Source organism: Klebsiella sp. OBRC7 (genome assembly GCF_000293135.1).
GTDB classification, from domain to species: Bacteria; Pseudomonadota; Gammaproteobacteria; order Enterobacterales; family Enterobacteriaceae; genus Klebsiella; species Klebsiella michiganensis.
This window is the reverse complement of record NZ_ALNJ01000126.1, coordinates 1-15,313: the sequence shown is the minus strand read 5'-3', so window position 1 is coordinate 15,313 and position 15,313 is coordinate 1. Positions and strand designations below refer to the sequence as shown.

The following is a 15,313-nucleotide window of genomic DNA, read 5'->3' as shown; positions in this document are numbered from 1 at the left end:
ACAAACCTGGCGCTGCACAATTGGCAGCCTTTATAAAACATCAGTCCGTGATTCGCTGCGCATCATAAATGAACTGCCATCCAGTGCGCAATTTTTATACTATTACAATGTTATTCGGACTGATGAAAACGAAACACTGGTAGCAAATAACGCTGCGTTTGCGTCAGGATCTCTTCATAGTATTCCGGCTCCAGCGTGCGCCACAGGCGCTGATACCAGACGTCGGCACCTTCGCCGCTGACCACCATGTTCCCTTCATAAGCCTGAAGAAATTTACTGCGCGCTTTTTGCTGCGTCTCTTCGTCCATTAACATGACATTCTTTTCGGCGTCATAACAGACTTTTAGCCATGCGCCGCCGCTTTCCGGCAGCAGCAGCAGCGGTTTGGACATTCCCTGCAGGTAACCGTCAACCAGATCGTTGAGGTAGCCCTGGGCCTGCTCCTGCGCCAGCGGTGGAAAACGCCACTCGCCCTCTTTGCGCACAAACAGCCGACTTTCGCCGGTACCGCCGCTAGCACAATAGACAAGATGCTCCAGCCAAAGTTGCATCCCCTGCGCCACGCTTAATAGCGAAGGCCGCCAGCGCAGCAAACCGTCGGATTGTACCTGCTGCAGCCAGCCGGTTATGTTGACTCCGTTGCATTGCAGATCGATTTCCATGCTCTGCCCCGGCTGGCGGCAGGCGATCACCCGTTCGGCCAGATTTTGCATCTCCTGACGCTGGGTCTCCCAGGCCAGTTCGCCGAACGCGCCATAGGGTAACTCCCCGGCGGCACGGAAGCGGCGATACATTGCCGAGGCGTCCTGCTGCTCAATCAGCGTATTGAGCAGCTGCTGGTTCAGCTGATAGCGGCTCAGCCCTTCGAGGGTAAAAGGTTCATCGTCGGGGATCTCGCTCTCCTCCGAGCGGAAATTCACCCGCAGCCGCTGCTGAAAGAACGCGCGAACAGGATGCTGCCAGAAGCGCAGCAGCTGTTCGAACGGTAAGTGATCGATTTCTGGTACCGGTAGCGGCTGGATGAACGCGCCGTGCGCCTCCCCCTGCTGGCTGGCGGCCGCCAGCCATTCCCGGGCATAGCTTTGATCTTCATTAGCCAGAAAATTGGCGGCATCGAAAGGCATGCGGGTATGCAGATGCGTGATGTGCTCTTTGACCCGCCGTTCGCTGGCATCGCAGTCCAGCTCTTCGTCCCCTTCCAGGCAGTGGCTCTGGCCGATGTAGTCCGCCAGCTCCTGAACCAGAACGGAGGGATAGCGCTCGCTATTGTCCTGAATGGAACGACCGATATAGCTGATATAGAGCTTCTGCTCGGCCGACATCAGGGCTTCAAGGAACAGATAGCGGTCGTCGTCGCGACGGCTACGGTCTCCGCGCTGCGGCTTCTGGCTCATTAAATCGAAGCCCAGCGGCGCCAGGGTGCGCGGATAAACGCCGTCGTTCATCCCCAGTAGGCAGACCACCTTAAAAGGAATCGAACGCATCGGCATCAGGGTACAAATGTTAACCGGCCCGGCGAGAAAGCGCTGGCTGATGCGCTGCTGATCGAGCCTCTGGGACAGCTCATCGCGCAGCAAAGAGAGCGGTACCGTTTCGCCATACTGCGCGTCGACGCCGCCGTCAATCACCGCCTGCCACTGCTGTTCTATCAGCGCCAGGGCGGCTTCCGTTTCGCTGTCCGGAAGGAAGAAGTCGTTCAGCAGGTCGCGGCATACCGGCAGCCACTCGGCTAATGGGCGATCCTGGGCCAGCCCGCGGCGCCAGAGATTAAGCTGCATCAGCAGCGATGCCAGGTTGCCCACCAGCTCGGCGATAAGCCCGCTCGACTCATCATAAGGCAGCACCGAGCGCCACTCCCCTTCGCTGCTGTCCATGGCGTAGCCCAACAGCATCCGCGTCAGGCCAAAGCGCCAGGTATGCTGGCCGGTAGCCGGGAGATCGAGTTCACGCACGTTGTCGTCATCCATTCCCCAGCGTACGCCGGATTCGTTAACCCACTGGCGCAGGTAGCGTAGCCCCTCTTCGTTAATGTTAAAGCGCGCGGCCAGCACCGGCACATCCAGCAGCGCCAGCACGTCTTCGCTGGCAAAGCGGCTGTCGGGCAGCGAAAGCAGGGTGATAAACGCCTGCAGCGCCGGATGCGATTCGCGGGCCCGCCGATCGGATATCGCCCACGGCAGCCAGCGCTCGCCGCTGGCGCTGCCGAAGACCGCCTGAATATAGGGGCTGTAGCTATCGATATCCGCCACCATGACGATAATATCGCGCGGCGTGAGCTCGGGATTCTCTTCGAGCATCGCCAGCAGCCGGTCGTGCAGCACCTCAACCTCGCGCTGCGGGCTATGGCAGACATGAATCGTCAGGCTGCGGTCGTCCGCCGCCAGCAGCCGCTTGCTGCGGCTGTTGGCAAACTCCTCGGCGCTGCGCCCGGCCACCGCCGCATTACGCAGTTCGAGAATATCCGCCTGAAGATTATGCAGCAGGTTATCCGGCGCGATATCGACAAAGGCGTCCAGCTCTTCATAGCGCTCAAGACCCGCCAGCAGGTAAATATAGTCGCGCCCCAGCTTGCCCCACGAGGCCAGCAGCGGATTACCGACATCCTGTTCCCCGGCATCATTGAATAACCCCGGAGCCTGTTGCGTATCGCGAAACAGGGGCAGCTCTCGCGTCGTTTCGCGGTGGTGGCGGCGCTGGCGGGAGAGCAGCTTTGCCAGAAATGCTGGATCTTTAATGTCGCCCCAGTAGTAGCGGCACGGGTTAGTGAAGAGAACATATACATCGACATGCTTACCCAGCGCCTGGAGCGCCTGCAGGTATACCGGCGGCAGCGCCGAAATCCCGCAGATAAAGACCCGCGACGGTAGCCCGGCGGGCGGCTGTTCGGCGGCCTCAAGCGCGCTGATAAAACGTTGGTATAAATTGGCGCGATGCCACAGCGGCTGGCCCAGCTCGGCGGTATATTCCACCAGCGCTTTCCACAGCGGCGCCTGCCACGCCTGCGCGTCTCCAAGCCCGTCAACGCGCTGGTCGGCCTCCCAGCGCATCAGCCACTCGGGGCGATAAACCAGATACTGGTCATAGAGATCCGCCACTCTGGCGGCCAGCTGAAACAGCTTGCGCTTGTCGCTATCGTCGTGCAGGTAGTGGCGCAGTAGCGTAAAGGATTCATCGTCAAGCCGCTGCGGTAGCAGGGTCATGAGTTTCCAGCTCATACTTTGCTTGCTGAACGCGCTTTCTCCGGGAATATCTTTTAACACCCGCACGAACATGTCCCAGATAAAACTGGCGGGTAGCGGGAACTCAATGTTGGCCGCAATCCCGAAGCGCTGCGCCAGCGTCATCTGCAGCCACTGCGCCATCCCGGTACTCTGTACCAGCACCATTTCCGGCATAAAAGGGTCATCCAGCCGCTGGCGCTCGACGATAAACTCCATCAAGGCTTCAAGCACATCCAGACGGTTTGAGTGGTACACCCTTAACATATTCGCTCCTGGCTACTGACTGACCGGGCAGTGCAGCCGGGTCATCTGCGCCCGCCTGGCTGCGGGCATCGTGATCGTTACCGTGATGCTGACACATCTTTGCACCGATGTCTGCATGCGGGATACCTGGCGATTCGCGGGAATCACCGGTGGGCTAAGCTGACTGAATCGCCACGCATCGCGCCACAGCTGACGGTACTGGTTGAGCTGCATAAAGCCGTTGGCCAGCCCACGCTGATAGCCCGCCAGCGCGGTCACGGTTGCGATAAGCAAGACTAAAGCCAGCAGCGTTTCGGGCAGGCTAAACCCTTTCTGCCGCCTCAGGGCATCTGGCATAGGCTCACCTCCTTTAACGGGCAAAAATCGCTCCAGCCGTGGGGCGAAAAGCGGACGCGGTTTTGTTCGATTGCGCCTGACTGCCACAGCAGCATGCCGCCGCCATCGCTGCCGCCAATCAGCAATACCGAGGCGTCGCTAAAGACTCGCAGGCAGGCGCGCCAGCCGAGCGCCACGTTCTGCTGGCAGCTAACCGTTTCCTGAAGCGGCCAGACGAGCCCCTTTCCCCACTGCAGCGCGGAATGCGCATCAGCGGCATCGCTAAGCGCCCGCGTTTCGCTGGCCGTCTGCGCTAACAGCGAACGCTGCTGCTGGTGCAGCCCCTGGAGTAATAGCGTGCCGAGCGCTAACAGCAGCAGCACCATCAGCAACGAAGAGAGCCCGCGCTGGCGATTCACAGGTTATACCCCGTTACGCCGTATTCCGCCCGCGCGCGGATTTGCGGGTCGGCGACCGAGTGCGCCGCCAGCGTAATCGATAATTCCGGCGCGAAGCCCGCCCTCTCCAGGCGCGTAACCTGAAACGCGGTGATCTGAATCGCCGCCGGGTTGGTCATTTTCTCCCAGCCTTTGCCGCTGCAGGCGCTTGCGCCGCGCAGGGTTTCCAGCGCGCCATCGCGCAGGCGAAACCCGGTGGTATCCGATTCCGATGACGGCGCGCTATTCCAGACGCCATCGCTGTTGCTATCCCAACTCACCAGCAGGCAATCACCGCCACCTGCAATATACAGCGCCTGCCCGCGACAGAGGCCACGGCAATAGCCGGCGCGCTGCAGGTGCTTCGCGACGGTGTAGATTCGCTGCCAGAGCTCATTTTCCAGCGACTGCTGCCGGGTCTGGCGAAGCGCGGCCCACTGCAGCGCCGGAAGAAAACGCGCGCTGCCGAGCAGCAGCACGGCGCTGATAGCCATCGCGATCAGCATTTCCGGCAGGGAAAAGCCACGCTGTTTTACAGACACGATGCCGTCTCCTCGCCGCGACACAGGCGGATGCGCCCCCAGTGAGAAACAATAATGTTCCAGCCGCCCGCGGCGCTTTGCAGGCGGATATGCCCGGCCCAGGCGGTATTACGCAGGCCATAAAACCCCAGCCCCGGCGTCATTGCGCTGAGCGAAACCTCCGGCCATAGCGGTTGCAGCGTGAAAGCGTCCCTGAGGCGACAGTCGGCCATCGGCCCGCTGGCGCTCAGGCACCAGCCCTCCGCGCTTTGGCCGACGCTTAATACCCTGTCGCGGTTGTGCCAGTTGGCGTCATCGCGTAGCAGCACCAGGTAGTCTCGGACCTGGCAGGCGGTTTGCCACAGGCGCTGCTGCCGTTGCCAGCTCTGCCAGCCGTACAGCCCGCTGGCGCCGAGAATGACGACCACGACCATGGTGAGCAGGGTTTCAATCAGGGTATAGCCATGTTCTCTGTTCATGGGCCGAGTATGCGGAGCATTGAGGCTTTATTCGAACGGTAAAATACGGGTTTGCAGCGCGCCCCGAAGAGTATTAACGGCGTTGCAGCGGGTTTCAACAGTGCAGGAAATCTGCTCGCAAAAAATCGTTCCATCGGGGGAATAAAGCTGGCCGTCGGCCCGGCTGAGGCATAAAAAAACCGGCGCTCGCAGGCGCCGGTTTTTCGTCGTCACTTCCGGGTTAAATCGCCACTGGCGCTTTAATCCCCGGGTGCGGGTCGTAGCCTTCGATTTCGAAGTCTTCAAAGCGGTAGTCGAAAATCGATGCCGGCTTGCGTTTGATGACCAGCTTCGGCAGCGCGCGCGGTTCGCGGCTCAGCTGCAGGTGCGTCTGCTCCATGTGGTTGCTGTACAGGTGCGTGTCGCCGCCGGTCCAGACAAAATCGCCCACTTCGAGGTCGCACTGCTGCGCCACCATATGCACCAGCAGCGCGTAGCTGGCGATATTAAACGGCAGGCCGAGGAATACGTCGCACGAGCGCTGATAGAGCTGGCAGGAGAGCTTGCCGTCGGCGACGTAGAACTGGAAGAACGCGTGGCACGGGGCCAGCGCCATCTTGTTCAGTTCGCCGACGTTCCATGCCGAGACGATAATCCGGCGAGAATCCGGGTCGTTTTTCAGCTGTTCCATCACCGTGCTGATCTGGTCGATATGACGGCCGTCCGGCGCGGGCCAGGAGCGCCACTGCTTGCCGTAGACCGGCCCAAGATCGCCGTTTTCATCCGCCCACTCGTCCCAGATAGTGACGTTGTTTTCGTGCAGATACGCCACGTTGGTGTCACCCTGCAGGAACCACAGCAGTTCATGGATGATGGAGCGTAAATGACAGCGCTTGGTCGTCACCAACGGGAATCCTTCCTGCAGGTTAAAACGCATCTGGTGGCCGAAGATAGAGACGGTGCCGGTACCGGTGCGGTCATTTTTTTGCGTGCCCTCGTCGAGCACTTTCTGCATCAAATCAAGATACTGTTTCATGGTTCCTCAAGAATTTTGTTGCTGCGGACGACAACGGTACGCCCAGACCATCATGATGATACCCGCAAGCACCATCGGGATCGAAAGAATCTGACCCATGCTGATGTACTGTACCCAGCCGCCGGTGAACTGCGCATCGGGCTGGCGGAAAAACTCCACGATGATGCGGAACAGACCATAGCCAATCAGGAACAGACCGGAAACCGAACCTGCCGGACGCGGCTTGCGGATAAACAGGTTCAGGATCAGGAACAGCACGACGCCTTCCAGCGCCAATTCATAGAGTTGGGAAGCGTGACGCGGCAGCGCGCCGTAGGTATCGAACAGCGATTGCCACTCAGGATGTGATGGCAGCAGCGCCAGGTCTTCCGCCCGAGAGCCGGGGAAAATCATGGTGTAGTGGAAGTTCGGATCGACGCGGCCCCACAGTTCACCGTTGATAAAGTTGCCCAGACGCCCGGCGCCGAGGCCAAACGGAATCAGCGGCGCAATGAAGTCGGAAACCTGGAAGAAGGTGCGCTTCGTGCGTTTGGCGAAAATGATCATCACCAGAATCACGCCGATCAGGCCGCCGTGGAAGGACATACCCCCGTCCCAGACGCGGAACAGATAGAGCGGATCGTCGAGGAACACCGGCAGGTTATAGAAGAAGACATAGCCAAGACGCCCGCCGAGGAAAACCCCAAGGAAGCCAGCGTATAGCAGGTTTTCAACTTCGTTTTTTGTCCAACCGCTGCCCGGACGATTGGCCCGACGGGTGGCCAGCCACATCGCAAAAATAAACCCAACCAGGTACATCAGGCCGTACCAGTGGAGGGAGACCGGTCCAATGGAAAAAATTACCGGATCAAACTCCGGAAAATGCAGGTAGCCACTATTCATCTGTCACCATAAACACTTGTTATTCCGCCGAAAGTGGACAGCGGGGATCGTTCGCGCACGTCAGAAACGGGCGCTCCAAAGGCTGCGAATGATAGCATAAGCGCGAAGGGCGATCCGCGCCGGACATGTAAAAGATATGTATACGAATGCGAATTCGCAGCTGAGCATTCCCGGAGGCGGCGCGCTGCGCCTGTCCGGGCTACCCGACCCTCAGGCCACTAGAACCTCGTCAGCGTTGTCCCGGGTCACGGCTAACGCCTTACCCGGGCTACAAATTCATGAACCATAGCCCGTGCTAGCGGCCGCCGCGAATCAGGCCGCCGAGTCCGCGTCGCTCCATAAAAGCTGCGACCTGATGGCGCACTTCGGCGGTCATCTGCGCTTCCAGGCTACGCTGGGAAAGCTCCTGGGCTTCATTGATATCGATGCGCCGCAGCAGATACTTCACTCTCGCCACCGAACGACCGTTCATCGACAGATGACGATAACCCATACCAATCAGGATCGTCACGCACATCGGATCGCCCGCCATTTCGCCGCACAGGCGCAGGTCGATACCAAAACGCTCGGCGTCGCGGGCAATCATCGCCAGTGCCCGCAGTACCCCTGGATGCAGGCTGTCGTACATACTGGCGACCCGGGTGTTGTTGCGATCCACCGCCAGAATGTACTGGGTCAGATCGTTGGTGCCAACGGAGATAAAATCAACGCGGTTCGCCAGCTGCGGCAGCATAAAGACCATCGACGGCACTTCCAGCATCACGCCAAGACGCGGGCGGGGAATGGCGTAGCCAATCATCTCTTCCACTTCGCGGCTGGCGCGATCGATCAGGCGACGAGCCTCATCCACTTCATCCAGGCTAGTGACCATCGGTAGCAGGATGCTGAGGTTTCCGGTTGCCGCGTTGGCCCGCAGCATCGCGCGGACCTGTACCAGAAAGATCTCCGGCTGATCGAGCGTGATCCGAATACCGCGCCAGCCAAGGCACGGATTCTCTTCGCTGATCGGCATATACGGCAGCTGTTTATCCGCACCGATGTCCAGCGTGCGCAGTGTGACCGATTTCTCGTTGAACATCTGCAGCATGCCCTGATACTGGGCAACCTGCTCCTCTTCAGACGGGAAGCCGCTTTGCAGCATAAAGGGGATTTCGGTACGGTAAAGGCCGATACCATCGACGAAATTGCCGAGCTTTTCTTCGTGCTCGGGGCTGAGGCCCGCGTTGAGCATCACTTTTACCCGCTCGCCGCTTTTCAGTTCGGAAGCGCGTTCAAGATCGTCCTCGGCCAGGCGGCTAAGCTCGTTCTCTTCGCTGATCAGGCGCTGATACTCTTGCAGCAGCACCGGCTCCGGGTCAACGAGCAGCTCGCCGCGATAGCCGTCGACAATGAGGGTATGCCCATGCAGCAGCGAAGGCTGAATATCCGCACCCATCACCGTCGGAATGCCCAGCGCGCGCACCATAATCGCGGCATGGGAGTTGGCCGCGCCATCGCGCACCACCACGCCGGCTAAACGATCCTGAGGAACCTCCGCTAAGGTGGTGGCCGACAGTTCATCCGCCACCAGCACGATGCGCTCCGGCCAGGTGTTTGGCCCCTGAATACTGTCATCAAGATGGAAAAGCAGCCGCTGGCCCAGCGTGCGTAGATCGCCCGCGCGCTCTTTCAGATAGCCGTCGCTGAGCGCGGCAAACTGTTCGGCAAACTTCTCGATGATCTTCTTCACCGCCCATTCGGCCACCGCGCCTTTATCGACTTCGGCGAACAGTTCGCGGCGCAAGCGCGCGTCGGAAAGCAGGTGCGAATAGAGGTCAAAGATGGCCGCCGTCTCTTTCTGCGCGCCGGCAGAGTAGCGTTTGCTGTAGCGGCGAAACTCGTTCGCCGCCTCTTCCAGTGCGCCGGTCAGCCGCTCGCGCTCGGAAGCGGTATCGAGCGTCGAGGCTTCATAAACCTGCTCCATCAGCGGCAGGCTGACGTCCATCCAGCCTTCGGCAATCGCCACGCCTGACGAGGCGGGCAGCGCGCGGATGCGGGTCTGACGATATTGACCAAACAGCGCGTTCAGCTGCGATTGAGAGAGAATGCCGGCGATTTGCGTGGCCAGGGTGACCAGGAAGGACTCTTCGCTTTCGTCAAACTGGCGCAGTTCGCGCTGCTGCACAACCAGCACGCCGAGCAGCTGACGCCGCTGGATAATCGGCACGCCGAGGAAGGCGCGAAAGCGGCCCTCTTTGACCGCGGGAATATATTTAAAGCTGGGGTGCTTTTGCGCGTCGGCGAGGTTAATGGGTTCGGCCAGGCGGCCAACCAGGCCCACCAGGCCTTCGTCAAAAGCGAGCGCAACGATGCGCCCGCGCGGCTTTTTCAACCCGCGCGTCGCCATCAGGTAATAACAGCGTCGGTCATTGTCAGCCAGATAAACCGAACAGACTTCCGTCTCCATCGCGGCGCAGATATCGGTGACCAGGATATCCAGCGCCTCGTTTAAACGCGGCGCACTCGCGACCTTCTCGACTATTTCTCGCAACCGAGTGAGCATAATGTGCGTGGCTTAACCTCTTTTACGTCGATATGCAGGCGCGCTTTGCGGCTTAGGCGTGCTTTCCGCCAGCGCCATGGTGACGCTGGCAAACTCTTTCATCACCCTGCGGTATACGTCGCGCTTAAACGACACCACCTGACGCACCGGGTACCAGTAGCTTACCCATCGCCAGCCATCAAACTCAGGTGTACTGCTGGTTTGCATATTGACATCCGCATCACTGCCGATCAATTGCAGGAGAAACCACTTCTGTTTCTGGCCGATACATACCGGCTTTGTGTCCCAACGCACCAAACGTTTAGGCAATTTGTAACGCAACCAGTTACGGGTTGAAGCAAGGATCCGCACATCTTTACGGCTTAGCCCAACTTCTTCGAACAATTCCCGATACATCGCCTGCTCTGCTGATTCCCCTGGATTTATGCCCCCTTGCGGGAACTGCCACGAGTGCTGACCATAGCGCCTGGCCCACATAACCTGGCCCTGGCGATTACAGATTACAATACCGACATTTGGGCGGTAGCCATCGTCATCAATCACCGGACTACCTCAAAATAAGCTTCAATGTGAATGATTGTTTCACACTCGCTGGAAACGGTAAACCACTCTGTGAGAGCGATGAGTTCGAATAACATTTGAATAACTCACAGTAATACCCAGAGTTATAAACAGCGAAAGCCATACCCGGACGATTTTATTCACTTTTTCTGTGGATAGAGTTGTGAAGAAGTATGGAATTAACCCGGGAAAACCCGGAATCATCCGAACGGCGTGGTCATAACCCTTAATAATAATGATCTAATTTTCATTATGTTAGCATGTTTAAATTTCATAATTCACAGTATAACGTGACGATCATCACATAAGCGATCCTGGAACTGATGAAAGATCGAGCAATGTTGATTTTATCCACAGCTTACGCAAGCGAGCTGGGCATATTTTGTCTAAAAACTCGATTTTCCTCTCACGTCAAGGCTGTAAATGGAAACAGTAGTGGCGCTTTTCCCCAGTTATCCCATTTTTCTGTGGATAACAGGGTGTAAGATCCTGTTCATTGTCGGTGACCAGTTCTGGAAAACCCGGTTTCACCATTTTCACAGCGGCAAAAAAGTGAAAAAAAATCCATACGAATCATCAAATTGTCATACTTACTCAAGAAAAGGTAAACTCTATCCACAACGGATGAAATTACTGCTCACTTTTTAGTCAGAGGTTTTACGCTATGCCGACCATCGCGCCGCTCTTATCTCCCCCGCAAAGCCAGGAGCTGCTTCTGGACCAGGCGCAGCAGCTGGCAGGCTATTCGCTGGGGGAGCTGGCCCAGCTTGCCGGGATTCCGATTCCGCGCGATTTAAAACGTGATAAAGGCTGGATCGGCATCCTGCTGGAGATATGGCTTGGCGCCAGCGCAGGCAGCAAGCCGGAGCAGGATTTCGCCGCCCTCGGCGTCGAGCTGAAAACCATCCCCATCGATTCATCAGGTCGCCCGCTGGAAACCACCTTCGTCTGCGTCGCGCCGCTGACCGGCAACAGCGGCGTCACCTGGGAGAGCAGCCATGTGCGTCATAAGCTCAAGCGGGTACTGTGGGTACCGGTAGAGGGCGATCGCGCGATTCCTTTGGCCGAACGCCGCGTCGGCGCACCGCTGCTGTGGAGCCCCAGCGAAGAAGAAGATCGCCAGCTGCGTTTGGATTGGGAAGAGCTGATGGATTTGATCGTCCTCGGCCAGGTCGAGCGCATCACCGCCCGCCACGGCGAAGTGCTGCAGCTGCGCCCGAAAGCGGCAAACAGCAAAGCGCTGACCGAGGCGGTAGGCGCCCGCGGCGAACCGATCCTCACCCTACCGCGCGGTTTCTATCTGAAGAAAAACTTTACCGCCGCCCTGCTCGCCCGCCATTTCCTTCTCTCCTCGAAATAACGGCCTGGAGATGATTAATTTTTTGTTCTGCCGTGGCGGTTGCATATAATCGCATCTTTCTATTTTGCAGGACTTTGAACGATGTTATTTGCATGGGTAACCGATCCTAACGCCTGGCTGGCGCTTGGTACGCTGACGCTGCTGGAGATAGTGCTCGGGATCGATAATATTATTTTCCTCTCTCTGGTGGTGGCAAAACTGCCCACTGCGCAACGGGCCCACGCCCGCCGTATTGGGCTGATGGGTGCGATGATCATGCGTCTGGCGCTGCTGGCGTCAATCGCGTGGGTCGTCAAGCTCACTAATCCTCTCTTTACCGTGCTAGGCCAGGCGATCTCGTTTCGCGATCTGATCCTCCTGCTGGGCGGGCTGTTCCTGATCTGGAAGGCGAGTAAAGAAATTCACGAATCCATTGAAGGCGAAGAAGAAGGGCTGAAAACCAACGTCCATTCATTTATGGGCGCCATCGTGCAGATTATGCTGCTGGATATTATTTTCAGCCTCGATTCGGTGATCACCGCCGTCGGGCTGTCGGACCATCTGTTCATTATGATGGCGGCAGTGGTTATCGCGGTGCTGGTGATGATGGTTGCCGCCCGTTCGATAGGCGATTTTGTTGACCGCCATCCTTCGGTGAAAATGCTGGCGCTGTCGTTTTTGATCCTCGTCGGCTTCACGCTGATGCTCGAAAGTTTCGACGTGCACGTGCCGAAAGGCTACATCTATTTCGCGATGTTCTTTTCGATTGCGGTTGAAAGTCTCAACCTGCTGCGCAATAAAAAAAATCCGCTGTAGCCCGCTAAAATGCAGCCCTGAAACGGGCTGCAATTCTTTTTTAAGACTTAACTGCTTTTTATGTCTCACAAATCAGGCTATTAATATACTGGTACGAGGTGCGGCTATAATAGGGGTGATAGCGATGAAAAAATGGGCAGTATTGATTTCCGCCGTAGGACTGGCGTTCTCGGTTTCCGGTTGCAGCAGCGATTACGTCATGGCAACCAAAGATGGTCGCATGATTCTGACTGACGGCAAACCCGCCATAGACGACGATACCGGCCTTATCAGCTACGAAGATCAGCAGGGTAATAAAATGCAGATCAATCGTGACGACGTTTCGCAGATTATTAAACGTTAGCCCCCGCCGTCAGGTCGCGATTTACCGTTTTATCGCACCGTTGAGCAGCGTTCTTTATTCTTCAGCATTCAGAGAAAAGTCGGGATAAACCTGATCTGTCCGCAAGGATTCATCAGGCTGGATTCCGTAAGCCCGGCTTTTTTGATTTTTTTACTTCCCCTTTTTCTCCCCCTCTGCCATTTTTATATTCCTTTGTCGGGGAACGCCTGACCTTGTTGATAAAAAAGGAAGCCGGCTATGCAGTATCACCGTATCCCACACAGTTCTCTTGAAATCAGCACGCTGGGGCTGGGCACAATGACGTTTGGTGAGCAGAATAGCGAGGCAGACGCGCACGAGCAGCTCGATTACGCGGTGAGTCAGGGTATTAACCTGATTGATGTCGCGGAAATGTATCCCGTCCCGCCGCGCCCGGAAACCCAGGGCCTGACGGAGACCTACGTCGGTAACTGGCTGGCGAAGCGCGGTAATCGCGAAAAGCTGATTATCGCCTCTAAAGTGAGCGGCCCTGCCCGCAATAACGACAGCAGCATTCGTCCTGACCACAAGCTGGATCGTAAAAATATCCGCGAGGCGCTGCACGCCAGCCTGAAGCGCCTGCAGACCGATTATCTCGACCTCTATCAGGTACACTGGCCGCAGCGCCCGACCAACTGTTTCGGCAAGCTGGGCTACACCTGGGCCGATTCCGCCCCGGTCGTCACCCTGCTGGATACGCTGGACGCGCTGGCCGAATTCCAGCGCGCCGGCAAGATTCGCTATATCGGGGTCTCTAACGAAACGGCGTTTGGCGTGATGCGCTATCTTCATCTGGCGGACAAGCACGACCTGCCGCGCATCGTGACGATCCAGAACCCGTACAGCCTGGTGAACCGCAGCTTTGAAGTGGGCCTGGCGGAAGTCAGCCAGTATGAAGGCGTGGAGCTGCTGGCCTATTCCTGCCTGGCGTTCGGCACGCTGACCGGGAAATACCTCAACGGCGCAAAACCGGCAGGCGCGCGCAATACGCTGTTCAGCCGTTTTACGCGCTACAGCGGCGAGCAAACGCAAAAAGCGGTGGCGGCCTATGTCGAGATCGCGAAGCGGCACAACCTTGACCCGGCGCAGATGGCGCTGGCCTTCGTACGTCGTCAGCCGTTTGTCGCCAGCACCCTGCTCGGCGCGACGACCATGGAGCAGCTGAAAACCAACGTCGAAAGCCTGCATCTGGAGCTGAGCGCAGAGGTTTTAGCCGAGATTGAAGCGGTGCATCAGGTTTATACCTACCCGGCACCGTAAGGCCGTAAAAGCTCCCGGAGGCGATGCTACGCATCTGTCCGGGCTACAAGTTTGTGCGGTTTGTAGATACTGTGAACGCCTGCAACTCTTTTAACTACTGTCACCTTTTCCGGCTCCCGGATGACAGGCACAACAACGACAGCGCCATCCGGTGCTGTCGTTTAATCCGGCACTCTTTCTTACGCTATCAACAACCCATGCTGTGACGCATCGAACGCCTTTCCTGACTTCAGTACACCGTACGCCACCTGCGCCAGCTTTCGCATCATCGCCCCTATGATGACTTTTGCCCGCTTTCCGCTCTCTTCCAGCCTTTTCCTGAACGCTTTTCCCCACGCCGTATGGTACAGCGCCGATAATGCCGGCATGTATAACGCCTTGCGCAGTTGAACCGGCCCCGCTTTGCTCATCCGGCTCGCCCGCATCACGCTGCTGCCCGACTCATGCTGCACCGGCGTCAGTCCCGCATACGCCGCGAACTGCCGCGCTGTACCGAACTTCAGCTTCAGGCCCGTATACGCCAGCAGAACCGCCGCTGTTTTCTCCCCGATGCCCGGGATACTGTTCAGCAGCTTCCGCCGTCGTTTCATATCCGGGTCGTTATCCGTCAGGTCTTTTATCTGTTTTTCGATACGCGTCAGCTCCGCGCTCAGACATCCCAGCAGGATATCAATGCTGGCCAGTTGAACCTCCGGCGCGGTTTCCCGCCGGTTTTTCTCCTGCGTCTGCATCTCTGTCAGCGCCTGATGCCTTAACACCAGGGCTTTCAGTGCCCGCTCTGTCGGATGAGGGGCCTCCCAGGCTGACGGGCGTTTTTCCCGGCAGAAGTGAGCCAGCATACGGGCGTCCACTTTGTCAGTTTTACTGCGCAACCCCTCACTCTGTGCGAAAGCTTTACTGAGGGCGGGGTTGATGATGGACACGGTATACCCGGCATCACTCAGATGCGCGGCCGCGTCTTCCATGTAGGTGCTGGTGGACTCCATGCAGACATGGGCACGGTTCACGTCATGGCCGCGAAGCCAGCGGACCAGCGCTTCGTGTCCGGAGAGGGTATTATCAAATTTTTTACAACGATGCCGGCCATCAGGGCGAAGAATGTCGACATCCAGTTTAGCTTTGGCGACATCAATACCGATGAAGTGGAGTTCATTTTCCATAGTGAAACCAACCTTGCAAATACGGGTTACCGGTGAAAGCCGGTCCATGATACTGTCCGGTTTATCACATGAGAAAGAACGGCGGTCCGGTGCAAAGGATCTACGGAACAGGCGCGAAAGCCTAAGCCCGGACACGGCAT

General features: G+C 57.7%; 14 protein-coding genes and 1 pseudogene. 5 read left to right on the top strand and 10 right to left on the bottom strand.

The window, feature by feature from the left end:
- Window positions 1–110 precede the first annotated feature (110 nt).
- The 9 genes from recC to rppH form a co-directional block, all read right to left on the bottom strand.
- Window positions 111–3,485, bottom strand: a complete 3,375-nt coding sequence (gene recC / locus HMPREF1144_RS24065) for an exodeoxyribonuclease V subunit gamma (protein ID WP_009654256.1) — start codon at window positions 3,483–3,485, stop codon at window positions 111–113.
- Between the two features lie 12 nt (window positions 3,486–3,497).
- Entirely contained in the window at window positions 3,498–3,821 is a 324-nt protein-coding gene (locus HMPREF1144_RS24060; RefSeq protein WP_004853851.1) for a prepilin-type N-terminal cleavage/methylation domain-containing protein, read from the bottom strand.
- Complete coding sequence (locus HMPREF1144_RS24055) at window positions 3,806–4,219, bottom strand: DUF2509 family protein (protein ID WP_009654257.1); 414 nt, start codon at window positions 4,217–4,219, stop codon at window positions 3,806–3,808. Before HMPREF1144_RS24055 ends, HMPREF1144_RS24060 begins: the two co-directional genes overlap by 16 nt.
- The gene (locus HMPREF1144_RS24050) at window positions 4,216–4,779 is read right to left on the bottom strand and encodes a prepilin peptidase-dependent protein (protein ID WP_009654249.1); all 564 of its coding nucleotides are present in this window, start codon (window positions 4,777–4,779) and stop codon (window positions 4,216–4,218) included. The genes HMPREF1144_RS24055 and HMPREF1144_RS24050 overlap by 4 nt, the downstream gene beginning before the upstream one ends.
- Window positions 4,770–5,237 carry a prepilin peptidase-dependent protein gene (locus tag HMPREF1144_RS24045; protein WP_004853857.1) on the bottom strand — a complete coding sequence of 156 codons (468 nt, stop codon included), beginning with the start codon at window positions 5,235–5,237 and terminating at the stop codon, window positions 4,770–4,772. The genes HMPREF1144_RS24050 and HMPREF1144_RS24045 overlap by 10 nt, the downstream gene beginning before the upstream one ends.
- Before the next feature lie 220 nt (window positions 5,238–5,457).
- Window positions 5,458–6,252, bottom strand: coding sequence for a thymidylate synthase (gene thyA, locus HMPREF1144_RS24035; RefSeq protein WP_004124584.1), 795 nt, complete (start codon window positions 6,250–6,252; stop codon window positions 5,458–5,460).
- Between the two features lie 6 nt (window positions 6,253–6,258).
- The gene (gene lgt / locus HMPREF1144_RS24030; RefSeq protein ID WP_004124587.1) at window positions 6,259–7,134 is read right to left on the bottom strand and encodes a prolipoprotein diacylglyceryl transferase; all 876 of its coding nucleotides are present in this window, start codon (window positions 7,132–7,134) and stop codon (window positions 6,259–6,261) included.
- Between the two features lie 295 nt (window positions 7,135–7,429).
- Window positions 7,430–9,676, bottom strand: a complete 2,247-nt coding sequence (ptsP, locus tag HMPREF1144_RS24025; RefSeq protein ID WP_004853863.1) for a phosphoenolpyruvate--protein phosphotransferase — start codon at window positions 9,674–9,676, stop codon at window positions 7,430–7,432.
- 12 nt (window positions 9,677–9,688) lie between these two features.
- Window positions 9,689–10,219, bottom strand: a complete 531-nt coding sequence (rppH, locus tag HMPREF1144_RS24020) for an RNA pyrophosphohydrolase (protein WP_004124593.1) — start codon at window positions 10,217–10,219, stop codon at window positions 9,689–9,691.
- Window positions 10,220–10,672: 453 nt separating this feature from the next.
- Between rppH and HMPREF1144_RS33790 the strand changes: the two are divergent.
- The 5 genes and pseudogenes from HMPREF1144_RS33790 to HMPREF1144_RS24000 form a co-directional block, all read left to right on the top strand.
- A pseudogene (locus HMPREF1144_RS33790) lies at window positions 10,673–10,813 on the top strand (hypothetical protein); the annotation flags it as partial.
- 88 nt (window positions 10,814–10,901) lie between these two features.
- On the top strand, window positions 10,902–11,597 hold the full coding sequence (mutH, locus tag HMPREF1144_RS24015; RefSeq protein ID WP_004853868.1) for a DNA mismatch repair endonuclease MutH: 696 nt from the start codon (window positions 10,902–10,904) through the stop codon (window positions 11,595–11,597).
- An 81-nt stretch (window positions 11,598–11,678) separates the two neighbouring features.
- On the top strand, window positions 11,679–12,392 hold the full coding sequence (locus HMPREF1144_RS24010) for a TerC family protein (protein WP_004853869.1): 714 nt from the start codon (window positions 11,679–11,681) through the stop codon (window positions 12,390–12,392).
- 124 nt (window positions 12,393–12,516) lie between these two features.
- Entirely contained in the window at window positions 12,517–12,735 is a 219-nt protein-coding gene (locus tag HMPREF1144_RS24005) for a YgdI/YgdR family lipoprotein (RefSeq protein ID WP_004105255.1), read from the top strand.
- A 237-nt stretch (window positions 12,736–12,972) separates the two neighbouring features.
- Complete coding sequence (locus tag HMPREF1144_RS24000) at window positions 12,973–14,013, top strand: NADP(H)-dependent aldo-keto reductase (protein WP_004853873.1); 1,041 nt, start codon at window positions 12,973–12,975, stop codon at window positions 14,011–14,013.
- 179 nt (window positions 14,014–14,192) lie between these two features.
- Here HMPREF1144_RS24000 and HMPREF1144_RS23995 read toward each other — a convergent pair whose 3' ends face one another.
- Complete coding sequence (locus HMPREF1144_RS23995; protein ID WP_009654251.1) at window positions 14,193–15,173, bottom strand: IS110 family transposase; 981 nt, start codon at window positions 15,171–15,173, stop codon at window positions 14,193–14,195.
- Window positions 15,174–15,313 lie beyond the last annotated feature (140 nt).